This window comes from Allocoleopsis franciscana PCC 7113, from assembly GCF_000317515.1.
Classification (GTDB): domain Bacteria; phylum Cyanobacteriota; class Cyanobacteriia; order Cyanobacteriales; family Coleofasciculaceae; genus Allocoleopsis; species Allocoleopsis franciscana.
On sequence record NC_019738.1, the window covers coordinates 4,922,533 to 4,938,965 of the forward strand.

At 45.3% G+C, this 16,433-nt stretch carries 14 protein-coding genes and 1 tRNA gene; 7 read left to right on the forward strand and 8 right to left on the reverse strand.

Annotated elements, in window-relative coordinates; translation table 11 throughout:
- Positions 1-77 precede the first annotated feature (77 nt).
- A tRNA-Gly gene (locus tag MIC7113_RS20235) sits at positions 78-149 on the forward strand.
- Positions 150-317: 168 nt separating this feature from the next.
- Here the strand turns inward: MIC7113_RS20235 and MIC7113_RS20240 are convergent.
- From MIC7113_RS20240 to MIC7113_RS20255, 4 genes are all read right to left on the reverse strand, one after another.
- A complete protein-coding gene (locus MIC7113_RS20240; RefSeq protein ID WP_015184040.1) occupies positions 318-2,060 on the reverse strand; it encodes an IS1634 family transposase in 1,743 nt (580 codons plus the stop codon).
- A gap of 451 nt (positions 2,061-2,511) precedes the next feature.
- Positions 2,512-3,147 (reverse strand): MAE_28990/MAE_18760 family HEPN-like nuclease, encoded by a 636-nt coding sequence (locus MIC7113_RS20245; RefSeq protein ID WP_015184041.1) that lies wholly within the window; start codon positions 3,145-3,147, stop codon positions 2,512-2,514.
- On the reverse strand, positions 3,140-4,228 hold the full coding sequence (locus tag MIC7113_RS20250; protein ID WP_015184042.1) for a DUF262 domain-containing protein: 1,089 nt from the start codon (positions 4,226-4,228) through the stop codon (positions 3,140-3,142). Before MIC7113_RS20250 ends, MIC7113_RS20245 begins: the two co-directional genes overlap by 8 nt.
- Before the next feature lie 44 nt (positions 4,229-4,272).
- Positions 4,273-6,132 (reverse strand): tRNA-guanine transglycosylase, encoded by a 1,860-nt coding sequence (locus MIC7113_RS20255; RefSeq protein WP_015184043.1) that lies wholly within the window; start codon positions 6,130-6,132, stop codon positions 4,273-4,275.
- Between the two features lie 151 nt (positions 6,133-6,283).
- On the opposite strand from MIC7113_RS20255, the gene MIC7113_RS20260 reads away from it, so the two are divergent.
- The 4 genes from MIC7113_RS20260 to MIC7113_RS20275 all read left to right on the forward strand — a co-directional run bounded on the left by MIC7113_RS20260 (position 6,284) and on the right by MIC7113_RS20275 (position 8,900).
- Positions 6,284-6,769 carry a helix-turn-helix domain-containing protein gene (locus tag MIC7113_RS20260; protein ID WP_015184044.1) on the forward strand — a complete coding sequence of 162 codons (486 nt, stop codon included), beginning with the start codon at positions 6,284-6,286 and terminating at the stop codon, positions 6,767-6,769.
- Positions 6,770-6,905: 136 nt separating this feature from the next.
- Complete coding sequence (locus MIC7113_RS20265; RefSeq protein ID WP_041781067.1) at positions 6,906-7,259, forward strand: hypothetical protein; 354 nt, start codon at positions 6,906-6,908, stop codon at positions 7,257-7,259.
- Between the two features lie 221 nt (positions 7,260-7,480).
- Positions 7,481-8,059, forward strand: coding sequence for a Uma2 family endonuclease (locus MIC7113_RS20270; RefSeq protein ID WP_015184046.1), 579 nt, complete (start codon positions 7,481-7,483; stop codon positions 8,057-8,059).
- A gap of 106 nt (positions 8,060-8,165) precedes the next feature.
- Complete coding sequence (locus tag MIC7113_RS20275; RefSeq protein WP_015184047.1) at positions 8,166-8,900, forward strand: 2-phosphosulfolactate phosphatase family protein; 735 nt, start codon at positions 8,166-8,168, stop codon at positions 8,898-8,900.
- 105 nt (positions 8,901-9,005) lie between these two features.
- Here the strand turns inward: MIC7113_RS20275 and pheS are convergent, their stop codons facing one another.
- Complete coding sequence (pheS, locus tag MIC7113_RS20280; RefSeq protein ID WP_015184048.1) at positions 9,006-10,010, reverse strand: phenylalanine--tRNA ligase subunit alpha; 1,005 nt, start codon at positions 10,008-10,010, stop codon at positions 9,006-9,008.
- Positions 10,011-10,219: 209 nt separating this feature from the next.
- Here pheS and surE point away from each other — a divergent pair, with 209 nt between their 5' ends.
- Positions 10,220-11,026 carry a 5'/3'-nucleotidase SurE gene (surE, locus tag MIC7113_RS20285; RefSeq protein ID WP_015184049.1) on the forward strand — a complete coding sequence of 269 codons (807 nt, stop codon included), beginning with the start codon at positions 10,220-10,222 and terminating at the stop codon, positions 11,024-11,026.
- A gap of 19 nt (positions 11,027-11,045) precedes the next feature.
- Here surE and MIC7113_RS20290 read toward each other — a convergent pair whose 3' ends face one another.
- On the reverse strand, positions 11,046-11,651 hold the full coding sequence (locus MIC7113_RS20290) for an HD-GYP domain-containing protein (protein WP_015184050.1): 606 nt from the start codon (positions 11,649-11,651) through the stop codon (positions 11,046-11,048).
- A gap of 321 nt (positions 11,652-11,972) precedes the next feature.
- Entirely contained in the window at positions 11,973-13,706 is a 1,734-nt protein-coding gene (hflX, locus tag MIC7113_RS20295; RefSeq protein WP_041781068.1) for a GTPase HflX, read from the reverse strand.
- A 490-nt stretch (positions 13,707-14,196) separates the two neighbouring features.
- On the opposite strand from hflX, the gene MIC7113_RS36695 reads away from it, so the two are divergent.
- Positions 14,197-14,451, forward strand: a complete 255-nt coding sequence (locus tag MIC7113_RS36695) for a hypothetical protein (RefSeq protein WP_155898058.1) — start codon at positions 14,197-14,199, stop codon at positions 14,449-14,451.
- Positions 14,452-14,603: 152 nt separating this feature from the next.
- Here the strand turns inward: MIC7113_RS36695 and MIC7113_RS20305 are convergent, their stop codons facing one another.
- Entirely contained in the window at positions 14,604-16,301 is a 1,698-nt protein-coding gene (locus MIC7113_RS20305; RefSeq protein ID WP_015184053.1) for an ABC-F family ATP-binding cassette domain-containing protein, read from the reverse strand.
- Positions 16,302-16,433: the final 132 nt, after the last annotated feature.

The window sequence follows — 16,433 nt, forward strand, 5'->3', positions numbered from 1 at the left end:
GGTAGTGCTATAGGCAATCGCACCTGCCAAGGTGGCTTCTCGATGAACAAGCATTGTATAATGACAGATAAATGTTTGCGGGTGTAGTTCAGTGGTAGAACGTCAGCTTCCCAAGCTGAATGTCGTCGGTTCGAGTCCGATCATCCGCTTTTAGAAAAAAGCAAAAATTCTATAAATTAAGGGGTGCTAGAAGCTGTCATCTATTCTTAGTGTGACAGTTTTTTAGTATGTTGTGGCAAATTTTGAACGGAAGTTCCCCTTTGACAAAAAACTACAACCTATGCTGTGAGAGAGGGAGAGACTCAACTCCTCGGCTGTTACTGGGTACAAATTAAGGAAACTTCTAACAAATCTAACGCTTTTTGTTGGAGTAGAGTCGGTTGAGTAATTTTCTCAAACATTAGAGAAGTCTCCAGACCACTAGACTGGAATTTATTTTTGACAATCGTTGCTAAATCAGTCATTAAAGTCCGAAAACTATGGACAGGAAGCTTTTCAGGTGTCTTTTTAGTCGCTGCCTTAGCGCGGGCTTTCTTTGAACGCTTAGATGGAGCAACAATTGAACTTTTTCCCTCCGGTTCAACTGTGACTTTTTCATCGTCAAACAGCAGTGGAGCTAAAGCTTTCCTCATGTGCCACTCCACATAATAAGCCAGCATACACAAGAAGACGTGAGCTTTGACGCGCTGTTCTAAACGGTGATAAATTGGACGTACTTTCAAATCGATAGTTTTATAACTGCGGAAAGCTTGTTTGACAGTAGAAAGGCTTTTATAGGTTCTCACCGTTTGAGCCGCATCTAAAGTCTCCGGTTTGACTGAAGTCCGAATAATATAGACTCCATCCAAAGCCGAATCATTGGCGATAGCCGCTTCATTCAATGAGTAAGAAAAACTTGTCTCAGTGATGGCAATATTAAAGTATTTCCCCACACATGTAGCATTGAGAACTCGCCCCACTCTCAGTCCAATCTGGTCGGCTCCTTTGAGGGCGCGTTTATCTCGTGAAGTGGCGATAACAATCTTATTGAGTTCCTGCTGTGTCGCCTGTAATAAAGCAATTCTAGTCAAAGACTTTTCTTGAGCAAGCATCGGGTTGCGACAAGCAATTAGCCGCTCACTGGGGTAATCAGAACAAGAAAATTCTACTAAGTCAGTTTCATCAAATAATGAGAGTTGAACAGCTTCTTGTTCAAGAAGTTTCCGAATTTGACTAGCTCTAAGAGCTGTAATCCAGTCGAGTCCCTCAACGGGTTGAAACTCTGCCAGAATCCGGGTATTCGTAATCATGCCTCGGTCGCCAACCCAAACGACTTGTTGTAGGCCAAAACGGTGACGTACTTTCTCAATTTGAGCTGTGAGTGTGGTTGTGTCCGATGTATTGCCTTCAAACACTTCCACAGCGATGGGACAACCAAGCTTGTCGCAGATTAAGCCAAATACAATCTGTAAAAATCCTTTCTTTTTATCCCGATTATAGCCATATCTAGCGAGAGGGCATTGAGTTCCTTCAAAGTAAGTTGAACTCACATCGTAGAGAACTAAAGCTCCTTCGGATAGATGTCTTAGGGCTAACTCATTTTCGATTAATTCTTGTTTGGATACCAGCCAATCCATTGCTTCATACAATTCATCCTCATCGGCTTTTTCTAAGCCCAACAGTTCACTTAACGATGAATTGCACGTTTCGCTGTGCAATCCTCTGGCTGTGGCTAACTTGGAACGAGGCTCAATGAGACGTGCCACAATCATCGCCAAAACTAGAGCTCGTTTTCTCGAATTTGAGGGTGAGATTAGATGGTGCAAAGACAGTTTTTTGATTGTTCCTAAAACCGCAGCTACATGACCATGAGGTAGACTTCTTTCTACAGAGAATGATTCGGAGAGATTTTCAATAGCTGCGCCGCCTTTGAGTACTATTCTCAAGTTATCAACGACGGTATCCGGTAATTTCGACAGGTTAGCTAAAGTTCTTTTACGGATTTTACCCCCTTCACGATAGGACTCGCGTAGGAGGACGGCGGGAGGGGAATTTCTGTTAGGGACTCGTTCAATATACATGGCTACTATTGTCCCAGAAATCTCCCCGCCAAAATCTTAAAAAATTCTTAAAAACATGGGTACGGCTTTCTGGGAGTAAATGGCTCTAGTTCCCGTCACTCAAGCTTTTTCTCCTTTTGTAGTTCATCTGTACGGGGGAACTTCCGTTTGAATATGGATTGACGATGAGAGATGAAACCCTTGATGTTGGTACCAGATTTCCAGGGGTAACGGCGTGAGCTGATGGATTTTGACAGAGGTTTGGCAATGGAGACGATTGATCGGGGGTCGCCTGTTGTGCCGTTTTGGAGCGAATAGCGAATATGCTTCGCGCACACTTCGCGATCGCATTCATCAATCCTTGCCTTGAGAACCTCTGAAGCTTTGAGCAGTAGATGAGTCGGCCTGACGATTCACCTGAATTGAGTTCAGAAAGAGCGATTAGTGTTACGCTTCAATATCACAGACTTCGTCAAGGATTTTTTAAATATAGTTTTTTATCTAGACATTCAATAATTGATATAGCTAATTCATGCATGACCTCTAAAGCTGCATCTTCATATTTTTTGTACTCATCAATGTTCTTTATTGTCATTTTTTCACCATGAGCAATCTCATTTCTTCTCGTGACTAATGATTTAAGTTCAATTTTATATTTATCCACTAAGGTACAAGTAAGACCAGCTTGAATTACATTTTCCTTAAATAAGCTAGGATAGAGATTTGATTGTGTTTCTAGACTAATTTGATAAAAATCTAGGTTATCTTCTAGCATTATTTCAAAATCTGTCTGACCAAAATTCCAGAGATTTTCTGGAGACAAGTTCCCTTTTAATGCCTTGAATTTCTTTTGAAGTGATAGTTTAGCTATTTCATCTTTACAGTCTTTTCTCTTGACACCTGCTTTTTGCAGTTCTTCCAGATATACATCCCATGCAAACTTACAGAATCCTTCGTAGTGTGCGTAGAGAAGCGCCCACATTGCCCGAAGCAGTACTCGGTATCTATCAGAATCTTTGGAAGCTAGAATAGCTTGCTTTTTTAATATGGCAAGTTCTGTCTCTCTCCAATTTAGATCGTCTTCTAGCTGTTTCAACCATTTACTCATTGGTCAGTTCTAACAAAGCATCTTGAATAACTTTAATTCTTCCTTCTAACTTACTTCGCTTATTAGCTCCAGGACCTGTATTTTGCCTAAAATCATCAGTTTGAACTGTTGCTATTACTTTTTTTCTAACTAGCTCTATTGGAAGGTTAATAATTTCATCTATTGCATTAAGAGTACCTATTGTAATAGCTTCATAATAAGCAGGAGCAAGACCACCAATAGGTTTATCTCCTCTATATTTAACAAATGAACCTTCACCCAAAGCATTACTTAAATATATAAAGACTTTATTAAAAGTTATCTCCTCTTTTTCATAGTCAAACTCTATGTCTTTAAGTAGAATTTTTTCCATATAGTTATCCAGCCAATCCCGAACACTCTCCTTAAACAGATGTCGAGCATTTTTTGTTGCTAAAAAACGTAAAACAAGTTCTTCGTCTCCTTTTTTATCTTTTTCAACTTGTGCCAAACTTTCTATACAATTAAGAAAAGCAGGATGAGTGGCTTTGTTTTGAAGAAATGAATAAAAGCGAGTTCCATCTTCACCGACCATCCTAGCCGAACAGTTACGAATTTCTTGAGGATCTAAACTCACTCCCCCTGTATTAAGACGTTTAAACATTGTGTATCGTAAAAAGAACCTGCTTTGCCGCTTAATAACCACTGTTCTCACAGATGAGCGTTTTATCGTAAGTCTAAGCCTTAACGATAAATCATCGAATTTCTTGTCGTTAAGTTCTGTGACTAAATCGCAACCTTGAAGAACAAGAGGATCTAAATCTAAAACCGCAGGGTTAATAAATTGGATAACTGAGCTTACTCTTTGTAAACCATCAATTAACTCAAATACACCAGTTTCTCTTTCAATCACAAATATTTGAGGAATAGGCAGCTCTAGAAGTATTGATTCTATTAGACGTGACTTTTGATCATCAGACCAACGAAAAAGACGTTGATATTCTGGTTGAATTACAAGTTCTCTAGTTGCGTGTAAATTTACAATTTCGCCGAAGGTTAAATCAAGAGATTCAGTACGAACTTCACCAATCTTATCGTCTATAATGTCTTCCAAAGACTTCATTAAACTTGCTCCTTTCACACAGTCTAAGTTAGCAAATTACTCTACTATTGTGAACCCTCCAGAGCCAATCTAACGTGTTCTACCAACTCAGCCACATTTTCCTTACGGAAAAACTCGGTCATTCTACGAGTCTTAGGCTTAACCGGAAGCACCTGTAAACAAGATACTTCTTTAGCAGCTTGCTCTAAAACGGTACGATATGCATTACTGGTAGCGTAACCTATACAGGCAACATAGTGACCGCTGTGACGCTTCAAGTAAGTCACTAAACGCTTGATTAGTAAGGTAATTTGCTCTTTATTGAATGCCTCTAGGCGAAAGTCATACCCCAAAACAGCTTCTTCCTGCTCGTATTCTTCTGGGACAAGACCGTAGAGTCCAGAAAGTGTCACTTTTTGAATCAGTTTCGTCTTCTCACCTAAACCTTGCTCAAGGCGTTCTGCGATCAGGCGATGGGAACGGGACTTAGAATATGGCTTGCCACCTGAACAAGGGATAATCAGCAGCACTCGCTTGTCTTTTGGTGGTTGGTAACCATTTTTCAGAATATCGAAATGATCCGGCGTGTATCTGAGAGAAACAATCCGTTCATCTACGTTGGGTTTGGACTTTTGAGGCATCGAGACTATCGTGCGTGATAGCCTAACTCGCAGACTCTCATCTTCTTGAGCGATTGCATCCAACACAGGTCGAAGCTGAGGAAACTTTTCCGCGTGTTTTATAAGATGTTCCTGTAATGAATCGTCTTCTATGGCCTTCCTAGTCTCTTTAACAATTCGGAAATCCATTTCCAAGTTATGTAAGGCAATGTCACCGTAGTATTTGCTTTTGAAGTGACCATTATGGACGGCAAGACCACGAATTTCAGATGTCAGTGCATTTTGTATATTTTCAAGGTTTGCCTGCTCGCACACACAGCAATCACAGGTTAATTTCTCCATTTCCAGAACTGGCTGGGTGCGTCCAGTTTTTGGGTCTATGTAGCTTAAGCTTCTAGCTTCTTGAATATAGGTGCTGGAATCAAAGCTATCTACTCCTAAATAGGCTAAAAGGGGTACTATATTGCCCGTAACACCAAAAACGTGGATGGGTATTTTGTCCCGCCGTTCTTCTGGAATATTCTCCTGCAAGCCTTGTATAAGGTTAACGATTGCAGAATATTTATGTCCTCCTCGCAGAGGTACTAACGAGCCAACGGCTAATCCGAAGTGATAATCTTCCAAACCTTCTGCTTGGAACCTATCGAACACCCGTTTTACATAGCTTCCTATACTGTCTCGGTCTTGACCATGAGCAGCAACGTAGAGAAAGGGCTGATAGCCTAACCTTTTCCGAAGTTCTTTAGCTGCACTAACAGCATTTTCTATACTTCTCTCCATACGCTCCTCAGCCTCTGCCCGTGCTAAACCAGGAGGTAAAGGATAGTCTAGAGTGGCGACGATATCACCATTAAAGTCTTTCTGCAATTCTAGAATCGTCTGTGAACCTTTTCCATCTTCGATGGACAGCCCATAGGCAGACAGATTTACACTCTTGTTCCAAAGAAGCTTAAAACCACCAGAATCGAGAAATAGTGGAGAAGCGAATTGCTCAAGCTTCACATCGTCCTTATAAAACTGCTTAATACCTTTCGTTCGCCACTTGTCTAGTACATGAGGTCTGTTGGGAATAAAGTCCAGAAAATGAAGCACTTGAGACATCAATGGCACTGCCTTTCTACGACGCAGCAAACCATTAGATTCGTCTGCTTGAAGAACGTACTTCCACAAACCGCCTCCCTTAGCTGTCGTACCAGTAACTAGACATACCACTGGGAACAAACATGGTGTCGAAATTATGGTCTGTGTCTGTGAGAGATGCAAATTACCGATACGACCATGCTTGAAAGGTTTTGTTGAAAACATTTATTTCTTGAGTTTAGCCACGATTACAGGTGACAAAGCTATGACGAGTTCAGGGGCTTCTCTACTGGCAGGGGAGCCACACTATAACACCAAGTAGGAGCCTTTTCGTTACTATACTGAGCAAGCAGACAAATCTATAGGAGAAGACACAGTGAAGGAGGGCAGCAAGTACCAGCCACTCCTCGAATTTCTGCGTGGCAGCGATCAAAGTGAAGTCATCCTCACCTTTGCCGAAATCGAGGCTCTGATGAATAACCCCTTGCCCGACTCAGCCAAGAGTAAACGGGCATGGTGGAGCAATCGCAGCAAAGGCGCACTGCAAGCCTCAGCCTGGATGGAAGCCAGATATCGCGTTGAGGAGGTGGATCTTGCTGGGCAACGAGTGACATTTCGTAAACCGACTACTGGCTACCAAGTTCAGCGCGTGGGTGACACCGTGCTGTGGAATAGTGACCTGATCAAAGCATTGCGTCTTCACATGGGTCTGACACAGGTAGAGTTTGCAGAAAGGCTCGGTGTTTACCAGCAAACAGTCAGCCAGTGGGAAAAAGGCGCATACGAGCCAACCTTAGCTACATCGAAGTACCTAACCTTAATTGCTGAACAGGCTGAATTCAAATATGGAGGGGAAGAATAGGAGTTCATAAGCATTCTTAACTCTTTAATTGACATTTTACAATGTAGGATGTAATTTACAGAATACAATCTACATTGTAGATGAGATGGAAAGAGGTCAACCCAGCCGTTTTAGCATCAACCCCAACCCTACAACCATGCAATCGCTACGCCACCGCATCAACCCCAAAACCTTTGTCATCACCCTCAGACAAATCGCTAAACACCTGAAAATCAACCAAGAGCGCATCCTCAATTGGGAAAAATGGCATAACGTCCTCTGGATACACATCCAAGGAAAAGGCGGTTACTTCGTCAGTTACCGAAAATTAGAACAGTGGATTTCCGCCTGTCGCACCTTAATTCGCTACTGTCCCAACCTCAACACCCTCGATACCCTCTGGCAGTCCATTTTGCAAGAAGCACAGCGCTATTCCGAAGATGCACTCTCCCGCCTTGAAGCCATCTGGCAGCAACGATACACCGACTTATCCAACCCTCCACAAACCTAAAAGCGTCAGAAGCCAGTATCAAGTTGTCCAGTCTTCCTGCTGACTTCTGGCTCCCCTATCCAAGGAGACTCTAACAATGGTAAAACCAAGCTGTCGAACTGATAGCCCTACCTTCCAAAAAGGCTATTCGCAAGCCTTATGCAATTCCCGACGAGATAATCGGGCTTGCAAACGATATGCCACAATTGCTGGTAAAGAAAGGATAGCCGGAAGTGAGTGCCATGCCCCCACTACTCGACAAAACCACCGACCAACGAATTGTTCATCATGGAACCTGGGAACAGTTTAAGTTGATCCAGAAGGGCTTTGAAGGTTCTCCTGGGGTGCGGCTATTTTACTATGACGGGGCGATCGAGATTCTCATGCCGGGACAAGACCACGAAACTTTTGCTCGCGTTATTGGTTACTTAGTGACTACCTTTCTTGTCGAACGGGGAATCTTCCTTAAGCCGACAGGGGCAATGACTCAGGAAAAACCAGGAGTTGTCTCGGCTCAAGCAGACGAGTCTTACTGCATTGGGAGCGTGAAGTCAATTCCAGATTTGTCCATCGCAGTCGTCTTCACCAGTGGTGGTATCAGTAAGTTAGAACGTTACAAAGCTTTGGGTGTTCCAGAGGTTTGGTTTTGGGAAGATGGATTGCTAAAGCTGTATCATCTTCAAGACGGCAGCTATGAACCCCTTGAGCACAGCCAGCTACCCGGACTTAGTGAACTCAATCTTAATTTGCTCCGACGCTGCATTTTGATGGCAGAAACCGATGCTGGAGAAGCGATTAGAGCGTTCCGTCGGGAGATTTAGCGCGATGCAAAGTCAGGAATTTTAGTCACGAGTCACATTAGGAATTTGGTAGGGCTGACCCATAGAATGATATCTCGGCAGTTAACTATGCAGGTACAGTCCGCCAGTGAAGTTATTCGTTTACCACACCCCAGAATTGACTCCAACCGATCAAGTGCCAGACTGTGCGATCGTGCTTGATATTCTCAGAGCTACAACCACGATCGCCACCGCCTTAAATGCAGGTGCTGAGGCTATCCAAGCCTTCAGTGATATGGAAAAGCTGATGCAAGTCAGCGAACAGTGGCCACCCGAAAAACGTCTTCGCGCCGGAGAACGCGGCGGTGCTATGGTGGCTGGCTGTGACTTGGGTAACTCTCCCCTAGATTGTACCCCTGAACGAGTCCAGGGAAGGCGATTGTTCATTAGTACAACCAATGGCACCCGTGCTTTACAATGCGTGCAGAATGCCCCAATCGTTCTGGCAACAGCCTTTATCAATCGCCTCGCAACCGTAAAGTATATTTTGGCTCAACAGCCAGAGACGGTGTGGTTTGTTGGCTCAGGTTGGGAAGGCAGTTTTTCTTTAGAGGATACGGCTTGTGCCGGTGCGATCGCTCACAGTCTCCAGGAAAAACTCGACGTACCCCTAAACGAATTGGCAGGAAATGATGAAGTCATCGGTGCGATCGCACTTTACTCCCAATGGAAAGACCAACTATTACAACTCTTCCACCATGCTAGCCACGGCAAACGCCTGTTGCGTCTCGATTGCCATGAAGACCTAAAATATTGTGCTCAGACGGATATTTTAGATGTCCTCCCCATCCAAAAAGAACCTGGAGTTTTAGTCAAGGCTTAAGGTTGAAGGCTGAAGGTCGAACAAGTTTTCGTGTATCAATCGAGAGATTAAAGCCGAAAACTATTCTTCCTTTCATCCTTCATCTTTTACGCTTTTTCAGACTTTTTAGAACTGTCGCAAAAACCGCAAGTCGCTGTTATACAATCGGCGAATATCATCAATTTGATGCAGTACCATAGCAAAGCGTTCTGCGCCAAAACCAGCGGCAAAACCCGTGTAAATCTCAGGGTCGTAGCCGACGGCTTTGAGGACGTTAGGGTCAACCATGCCACAACCCCCCATCTCTAACCATTTCCCTCTCCATTTCACATCTACTTCTGCCGAAGGTTCAGTAAAAGGGAAATAACTGGCGCGGAAGCGTAATTCTATCTCCTCGCCAAACAAATCTTGGAAGAATTCTTTGAGAGTTCCTTTCAAATCCGTAAAGGTTATCCCTTCATCTACGGCTAAAATTTCTATCTGATGAAACACAGCCGAATGGGTGGCATCCACCGTATCCCGACGATAAACTCGACCGGGTGCAATAATTCGGATCGGGGGTTCATTGGCTTCCATGTAGCGAATCTGCACGGAAGAGGTATGAGTGCGTAGCAAGTTACCATCCGGCAGGTAAAACGTATCCTGCATATCCCTAGCTGGATGATCAGGGGGAGTATTGAGTGCCTCAAAGTTATAGTAATCCGTCTCCATTTCCAGACCGGCGGCGACAGTATAACCTAATCCCACAAAGATATCCAACACCCGATCAATCGTGCTATTGAGGGGGTGAATTCGACCTTGAGGGCGATAAACCCCTGGCATCGTCACATCAAGGGTTTCGGCTTCCAATTGTGCTTGGATTTGGGCGGCTTGTAATTCAGTGCGCTTCTTTTCTAAGCCCTCTTGCAGGGCTTCTTTCACAACATTGGCAAAAGCACCAATGCGACGTTTGTCTTCTGGTGCTAGCTTGCCCATACCCCCCAAAACCTGAGACAGTTGCGCTTTCTTGCCCAGGTAACTGATGCGTAATTGTTCTAATTGTTCTAGGGTATCAGTAGCAGTGATCTTGGAAAGTGCTTCTTCTTTGATGGCGGCTAATTGAGTCTCAAGCTCGTCAGGCGAAATGGTCATGCTAGGTCGTGAAGAAAGTTACCGAAGCTAATTACCTTTACCAGTGTACCTATCTGAGCTGTCATTCTTTTAGCGGTATTGCCAAAGGCTGAGTTGAGGAGGAGCTATGGGTTGTTTAACTGTCGCGATCGCTAAAAGCCGTCTTGCAACCCAAGCCTCAAGATAGAATCAAACAACGACTTTCATCTTTGCGGCGACATTACATTTTCATGAAATTGCTCATCAGCAACGACGACGGGATTTTCGCACTGGGTATTCGTACCCTCGCCGATACGCTTGCCCAAGCAGGCCATCATGTTACGGTTGTTTGTCCGGATCGAGAGCGATCGGCGACAGGTCATGGTCTTACTCTACACGACCCGATTCGTGCTGAAAAAGTTGAGTCAATCTTTCACCCATCGATCAAAGCCTGGGCATGTTCAGGAACGCCGTCAGACTGCGTAAAGCTGGCGTTGGGGGCATTAATTGACGGCCCACCGGATTTTGTCCTTTCTGGCATCAATCACGGTTCTAACCTGGGTACAGATGTCCTTTACTCTGGCACTGTCTCAGCGGCGATGGAAGGCGTGATCGAAGGCATTCCCAGTATTGCTTTCAGTCTGGCTAGTCATACCTCCCAGGAATTTCAATCTGCCGCACTGTTTGCCAAGCAGCTCATTCACCAATTCTCCAAGCAGCCTCTACCTGAAGTGATGCTGCTGAATGTGAATGTCCCCCCCCTCAAGCCAGAAGAAATCGCCGGAGTCACCATCACCCGTCAAGGTATTCGCCGCTATTTTGATACCTTCGAGAAACGGGTTGATCCACGGGGCAAAACCTATTACTGGTTAGCCGGTGAAGTTCTCGAAGATGTCGAACAACCGGCCCATCTCCATCTCCCCGAACATGTGCCTACCGATGTCCAGGCCATTCGTGATAAATACATCACTGTGACACCGTTGCAATATAACCTCACTGATGTAGTTGGAGTATCTAGTTTACAGAAGTTGGAGCTGAGGACTGAGGACTGGGGATAAGTTCCCAGTTCGCCCCAAATCAACCACCGCCCCGGTAGTAAAGCTCCAGAAACCGGAAAAACTTCTCACACAGATCCGCGTCTCTGGCTCCTACCTCCATCTCTTTGGTAATTTCCTCAACAGCCTGCATCCAGTAAGGGCGATCGCTCGCAGAGGTATTGCTGGTACGATGAAGCCGCTTACTGATAATCGCATCCGCGATGTTGACTAGTTGGAAAACCTGAACAATATAAGGAATTTCATTGCCCTGCAACCCATCGGGATAGCCTGTACCATTGAGTCGCTCTTGATGAGAGCGAACTAAAGGGGCGAACTCCCTGAGAACGGGAAGCTGATTACAGATCAGCTCGGACACTTCTGGGTACTCGCGAATTTTTGCCCACTCCTGCTCGTTCAGAGAACTGGGTTTGAGCAGAATCGAGTCAGGAATACCAATTTTCCCCAGACCGTGGCAGTAACTCAAGAAAATGAGCTGGCGGATTTGTTCTTGATCCAATTTCAGCCAGCGTGCCAAATTTAGGCACATGGTTCTTAGACGATAGCATCGTAAGCCAACTGCAAGGTTTCGAGCCAGCTGGATTTGCTCTAAAAAACTTAAAATCTCAGCGTCGCCAGAACGAAGCATCAAACTGTAAAGTTAGTCTTGTTTTAGATTTGCCCGATTGATTAATCGTGGCGGTACGATGAGTAATGCGCCTTTCCCAATCCAAAGCACATTTTGATCACTGACCCCTGAAATAATCTCTGATCGGGGCAAGGTAATTTATGGTATCACCATCCCCCAAAGATTTTTCTTGTTCGTCATCTGGGCAAAAACGAAAAAACTGACCTTGTGGCAACAGTTGTGCCATTGTCAGCTCTACGAGGTGCGGACGACCCTAACAGTTCATTCTACACTCTCACGAAGGCAAAATATCTCTTTTGAGTGAGGGCTGGAAGGATTTTACTAAGGATTGAGGGCGTAATGAACTAACTGAGCTAATTTTTGACGCAGTGTTTCCAGCCCAAACCGCTCACTGGCAGAGACGAATACGCCTTGAGGAAATTCCTCTTGAGCCAGCGTCAAGGTTTCACTATCTACCCGGTCAATTTTATTAAACGCTACCAAAATAGGTCCTGCTGTCACAGGCATTTCCGACAAAATGGTCATGACAGAGCGAATGTGACTTTGCCACGCCGGATGAGATAAATCCACCAAATGAAGCAGCGCGTCAGCTTCTGTGACTTCTTCTAAAGTGGCCCGGAAGGAATCCACCAAAGGGGGAGGGAGTTCGTGGATAAATCCTACAGTATCAGTGAGCAGAATTTCCATCGGTTCCCCGGTTACGGCATTGGGAATGGGTAAGCGTCGTGTGGTGGGGTCAAGGGTGGCAAACAACTGGTCAGCCGTGTAAACCTCAGCATTAGTGAGTGTATTCAACAGGGTAGATTTTCCAGCATTGGTATAACCGACGACTGCAACCGTTGGAACTTCCTGTCGTTGACGCCGCTGCCGCAAGCGGGAACGATGGGCTTGTAACTGATTGACTTCCTGTTGGAGTCGGTTGATGCGACGCTGAATGGATCGGCGTTCTGTTTCCAGTTTGGTTTCACCGGGGCCTCGTGTGCCGATACCACCCCCTAACCGTGACATCGCCTGACCGCGTCCTGTGAGACGGGGTAGCATGTATTCAAGCTGAGCCAGTTCTACCTGCAATTTTCCAGCGCGGGATTGGGCGCGTTGGGCGAAGATATCTAAAATAACTTCAGTACGGTCTACGACCCGGACACCCGTTTCCAATTCTAGGTTGCGGACTTGAGCCGGTGAGAGGTCCCGGTCAAACACGACGAGATTGGCTCCTAGAGTTTGGACGGTGAGGGCAATTTCCTGAACTTTACCAGCTCCAACCACGGTTTGAGGGTGAGGACGCGATCGCTTCTGCCGCATCGTCTGTAATACCTCTCCCCCTGCCGTTTCCACCAACCGGGCGATTTCTGCCAAGCCATCCTCAAATCGCTCTTTCGTCGTCTCGTCCGTCATCAGCCCAATAATCAGCACTCGGTCTTGATCGACATCAACCTGTTGGGCAACAAATTCTCGACGGAACTCAGATTCTAGCCCTTCGACCAACTCCAGGAAATCCTGTTGGGTTAGTATATCCAAGCTTAGGGGTGGCGACACACTCCAGCTCCGTTCAACGCCAGTTGCTAGAGGGCGGTCATCTGGATTTTGCACTCCTTGCTCGATCAGAGGAAGCAAGTGAGCTAAGTAAGTCTCTTTGACATAACCTGTGGCACCCCCTCCCCGCCGCTCAAATCCTGATTCTGTAACTGTCAGTACCACTAAAGCATCGAGTCGTTGAATGACCATGGCGGTTAAGGCCGCTTCTTTGGGGGTTTCTGACTTGAGCTGAGTGGCAAGACAGCGAATCCCGGACAGTCGTTCTGCACCGTAGCGGGGCAATTCCAGTGGAGGGATTTTGGTCTGAGAGGGAGTACCAACTCCCACGCGAATGACTTGTCCCCGCCGATTGATATAGGTACAGACGGGTTGTTTGATGTCTGTGCTGATGGCAGCCAGTCGTTGGGCAAACTCTGGCGTTGTCAAGCGATCGCTCGGAAAGCGCTGCTGATACAGCCGTTGGAGCTGCTTGAGTTGGCTGGACTTTAACCCCTGAAGATTGCCGTAGATAGTCTCGATAGGCGTTTCTGACCAGTCCCCTGGCCCCTGAATCCATCGATTTCTATTGTACAGAAACACTCCGACACCGCATCTATACCTAGATGAGGGCAATACCGAGAAAAATGTTTACTCCTATACGTTCTATCGCTTTCCGGAAGCTTTTATTAAATTTAATGAAAAAGTTGTATCTTAGGACACATTTTTAATTAAATTAATATTAAGAGGATTATTATTCAACTCATTTCATTGCCATATAGCCCTTCTCGATTGGATGAGGTGCAGGCGTAGGGGTGCACAGCTTTATGTCCCTGCCATTGTGTCTATCACACCATTTGAGAACGGCTATAATTCCTTTTTAAGAGGAATCTCTTACATTTATAGAGAGCAAGCTCAAAATCAAGTCGCTACTTGTCGGCCTGAGACCTTTGTTCAAAGGGTGCCTATGGACTTTAAAAAAGTCTCAAGTCTATCGTCAAGAAAACCAAACTATATAAAGGGTATTAAGTCGATGTTTATGATCGACGCAGCAAGCTACCAAGAATTATCGCTAATTCTGACGGCACTTTACGTTACTAAAGCGCTCCAATGTTTCGCTAGCTGGTTTAAACGTTTTAGGCAAGATACTAGCTTGTCGGAGTCAGACAAACGCTTGTGTTTAAAAGTCTTGGCACTAGCAACGCTTTTCTGGCCGATTGTGCTGCCGCTTTCGGCACTGGAAAAGCGACTTTGTGCTTCTCCCTATGAAGGTGCATTTCGGCATTAGTTCTGTAGTTAAACACAGTAAGACTAACACTAAAACTCTCTGTATCTAAGCCTAAAATCTCTTGGATAAACTCAAAACATGATTAGGGGGTATCTTCACGTTGTGAGACGGAAGCATTACCCCCTATGTTAAGGACTTGACTCCACCCAACCTTAGCGGCGTTTGGTGTCAGCTTTCTTAGCGGCTTTTGCGGCTTTCTTCGCCGCTTTTTCGGCGGCGATCGCAGCTAGTTTAGCTTGCTGTTTTTCTTCTGCAATTTTATCTAAATAATAGTGGTAATCTCCCAAATAGGGGCGAAATTCACCCTCTCTAATTTCCACAATTTTGGTGGCAACTTGAGAAATAAAATAACGGTCGTGGGAGACAATCAGTACCGTACCATCATAATTTTGGATCGCTTCTTCCAGCATTTCTTTGGCAGGAATATCCAGGTGATTGGTCGGCTCATCCAACATCAGTAAATTAGCCGGACGTAAAAGCATTTTCGCCAAGGCAAGACGCGCTTTTTCACCCCCACTTAGGGATTCAACTTTTTTAAACACCGTCTCACCACTAAACAAAAACCGTCCTAATAAAGTACGAACTTCCTCATTTTTCCAATCCGGCACCTCATCATGGATAGTTTGCATGACGGTTTTGTTTAAATCCAAAGCTTCGGCTTGATTTTGCTCGAAGTAACCTGGAAGGACATTATGTTTACCCAATTCCACCGTCCCTTCTGTGGGTTGTTCCATGCCCATAATTAAATGGAGCAGGGTCGATTTACCCGCACCATTAGGACCGAGAAACGCCACGCGATCGCCTCTTTCAATCAGCAAATCAGCTCCTAAAAACAGAATTTTGTCATCATAGGCATGAACTAAGTCTTTGATTTTCACCACCTCCAAACCACTCCGAGGTGCCGGGGGAAAGCGGAAGTGCAGGGTTTTTAAGCTATTGGTTGGCGCTTCAATCCGCTCAATTTTGTCTAATTGTTTCTCGCGGCTTTTCGCCTGAGTGCTGCGGGTGGCGCTAGCGCGGAACCGATCCACAAAAACTTGCTGCTTTTCCAGTTCCTTTTGCTGACGCTCATAAGCACTGAGTTGAGCTTCCTGCATCTCAGCTTTTTGTTGCAGATAAGCGGAGTAGTTACCCAAGTAAGTCGTCGAGACACCGCGTTCCGTTTCGACAATTTGGGTACACAGGCGATCCAAAAATTCTCGGTCATGGGAAACAATAACCATCGGGGTTTTTAGACCCTTAAGATAAGTTTCCAGCCATTCAATCGTTTCTAAATCTAAGTGGTTTGTTGGCTCGTCTAACAGCAAGAGGTCAGGTTTTTGCAGCAAGATTTTGCCCAAACTCATCCGCATCTGCCAACCCCCACTAAAGGCACTCACGAGGCGATCGCCATCTTCCGGCTCAAATCCCATTTCTGGCAATATCTTCTCAATTTGAGCCTCTAATCCATAGCCATCTAAGGCTTCAAAGTGGCGCTGGAGTTTGTCTAGTTTGTGGATAAGCCGATCCAGTTCCTCTGGGTTCGCCGTTTCCATCTCTCGCGGCATTTGTACCATCGCCTGATGTACAGCGTTCGCTTCCTTAAATACTGTCCAAAATTCTTCGCGAACGGTGCGCGTCGGATCGACTTCAAACTCTTGAGTGAGGTAGGCAATGTGTAAGCTAGCGGGACGGATAATTTCTCCCGCCGTGGGTTCCATCTCCCCAGCAATAATTTTCAGTTGGGTGGATTTGCCTGCGCCGTTGACACCAACAAGTCCAATGCGATCGCCTACTTTGACTTCCCAGTTGACATCCTTGAGGACTTCGCCTGTAGGGTAAATTTTACTAATATGTTCGAGTCGCAGCATTAGGAGTGTCTCCAAGGACAATTTCAGTAGGTTTTGTAATCAGCGACAGACGAGAGTGGAGTCGCCAATGGCTGAATATCCCAATTTATCGTAACAAAATTTAACTACCAATTAGGGGCTGGTGATTCCGGA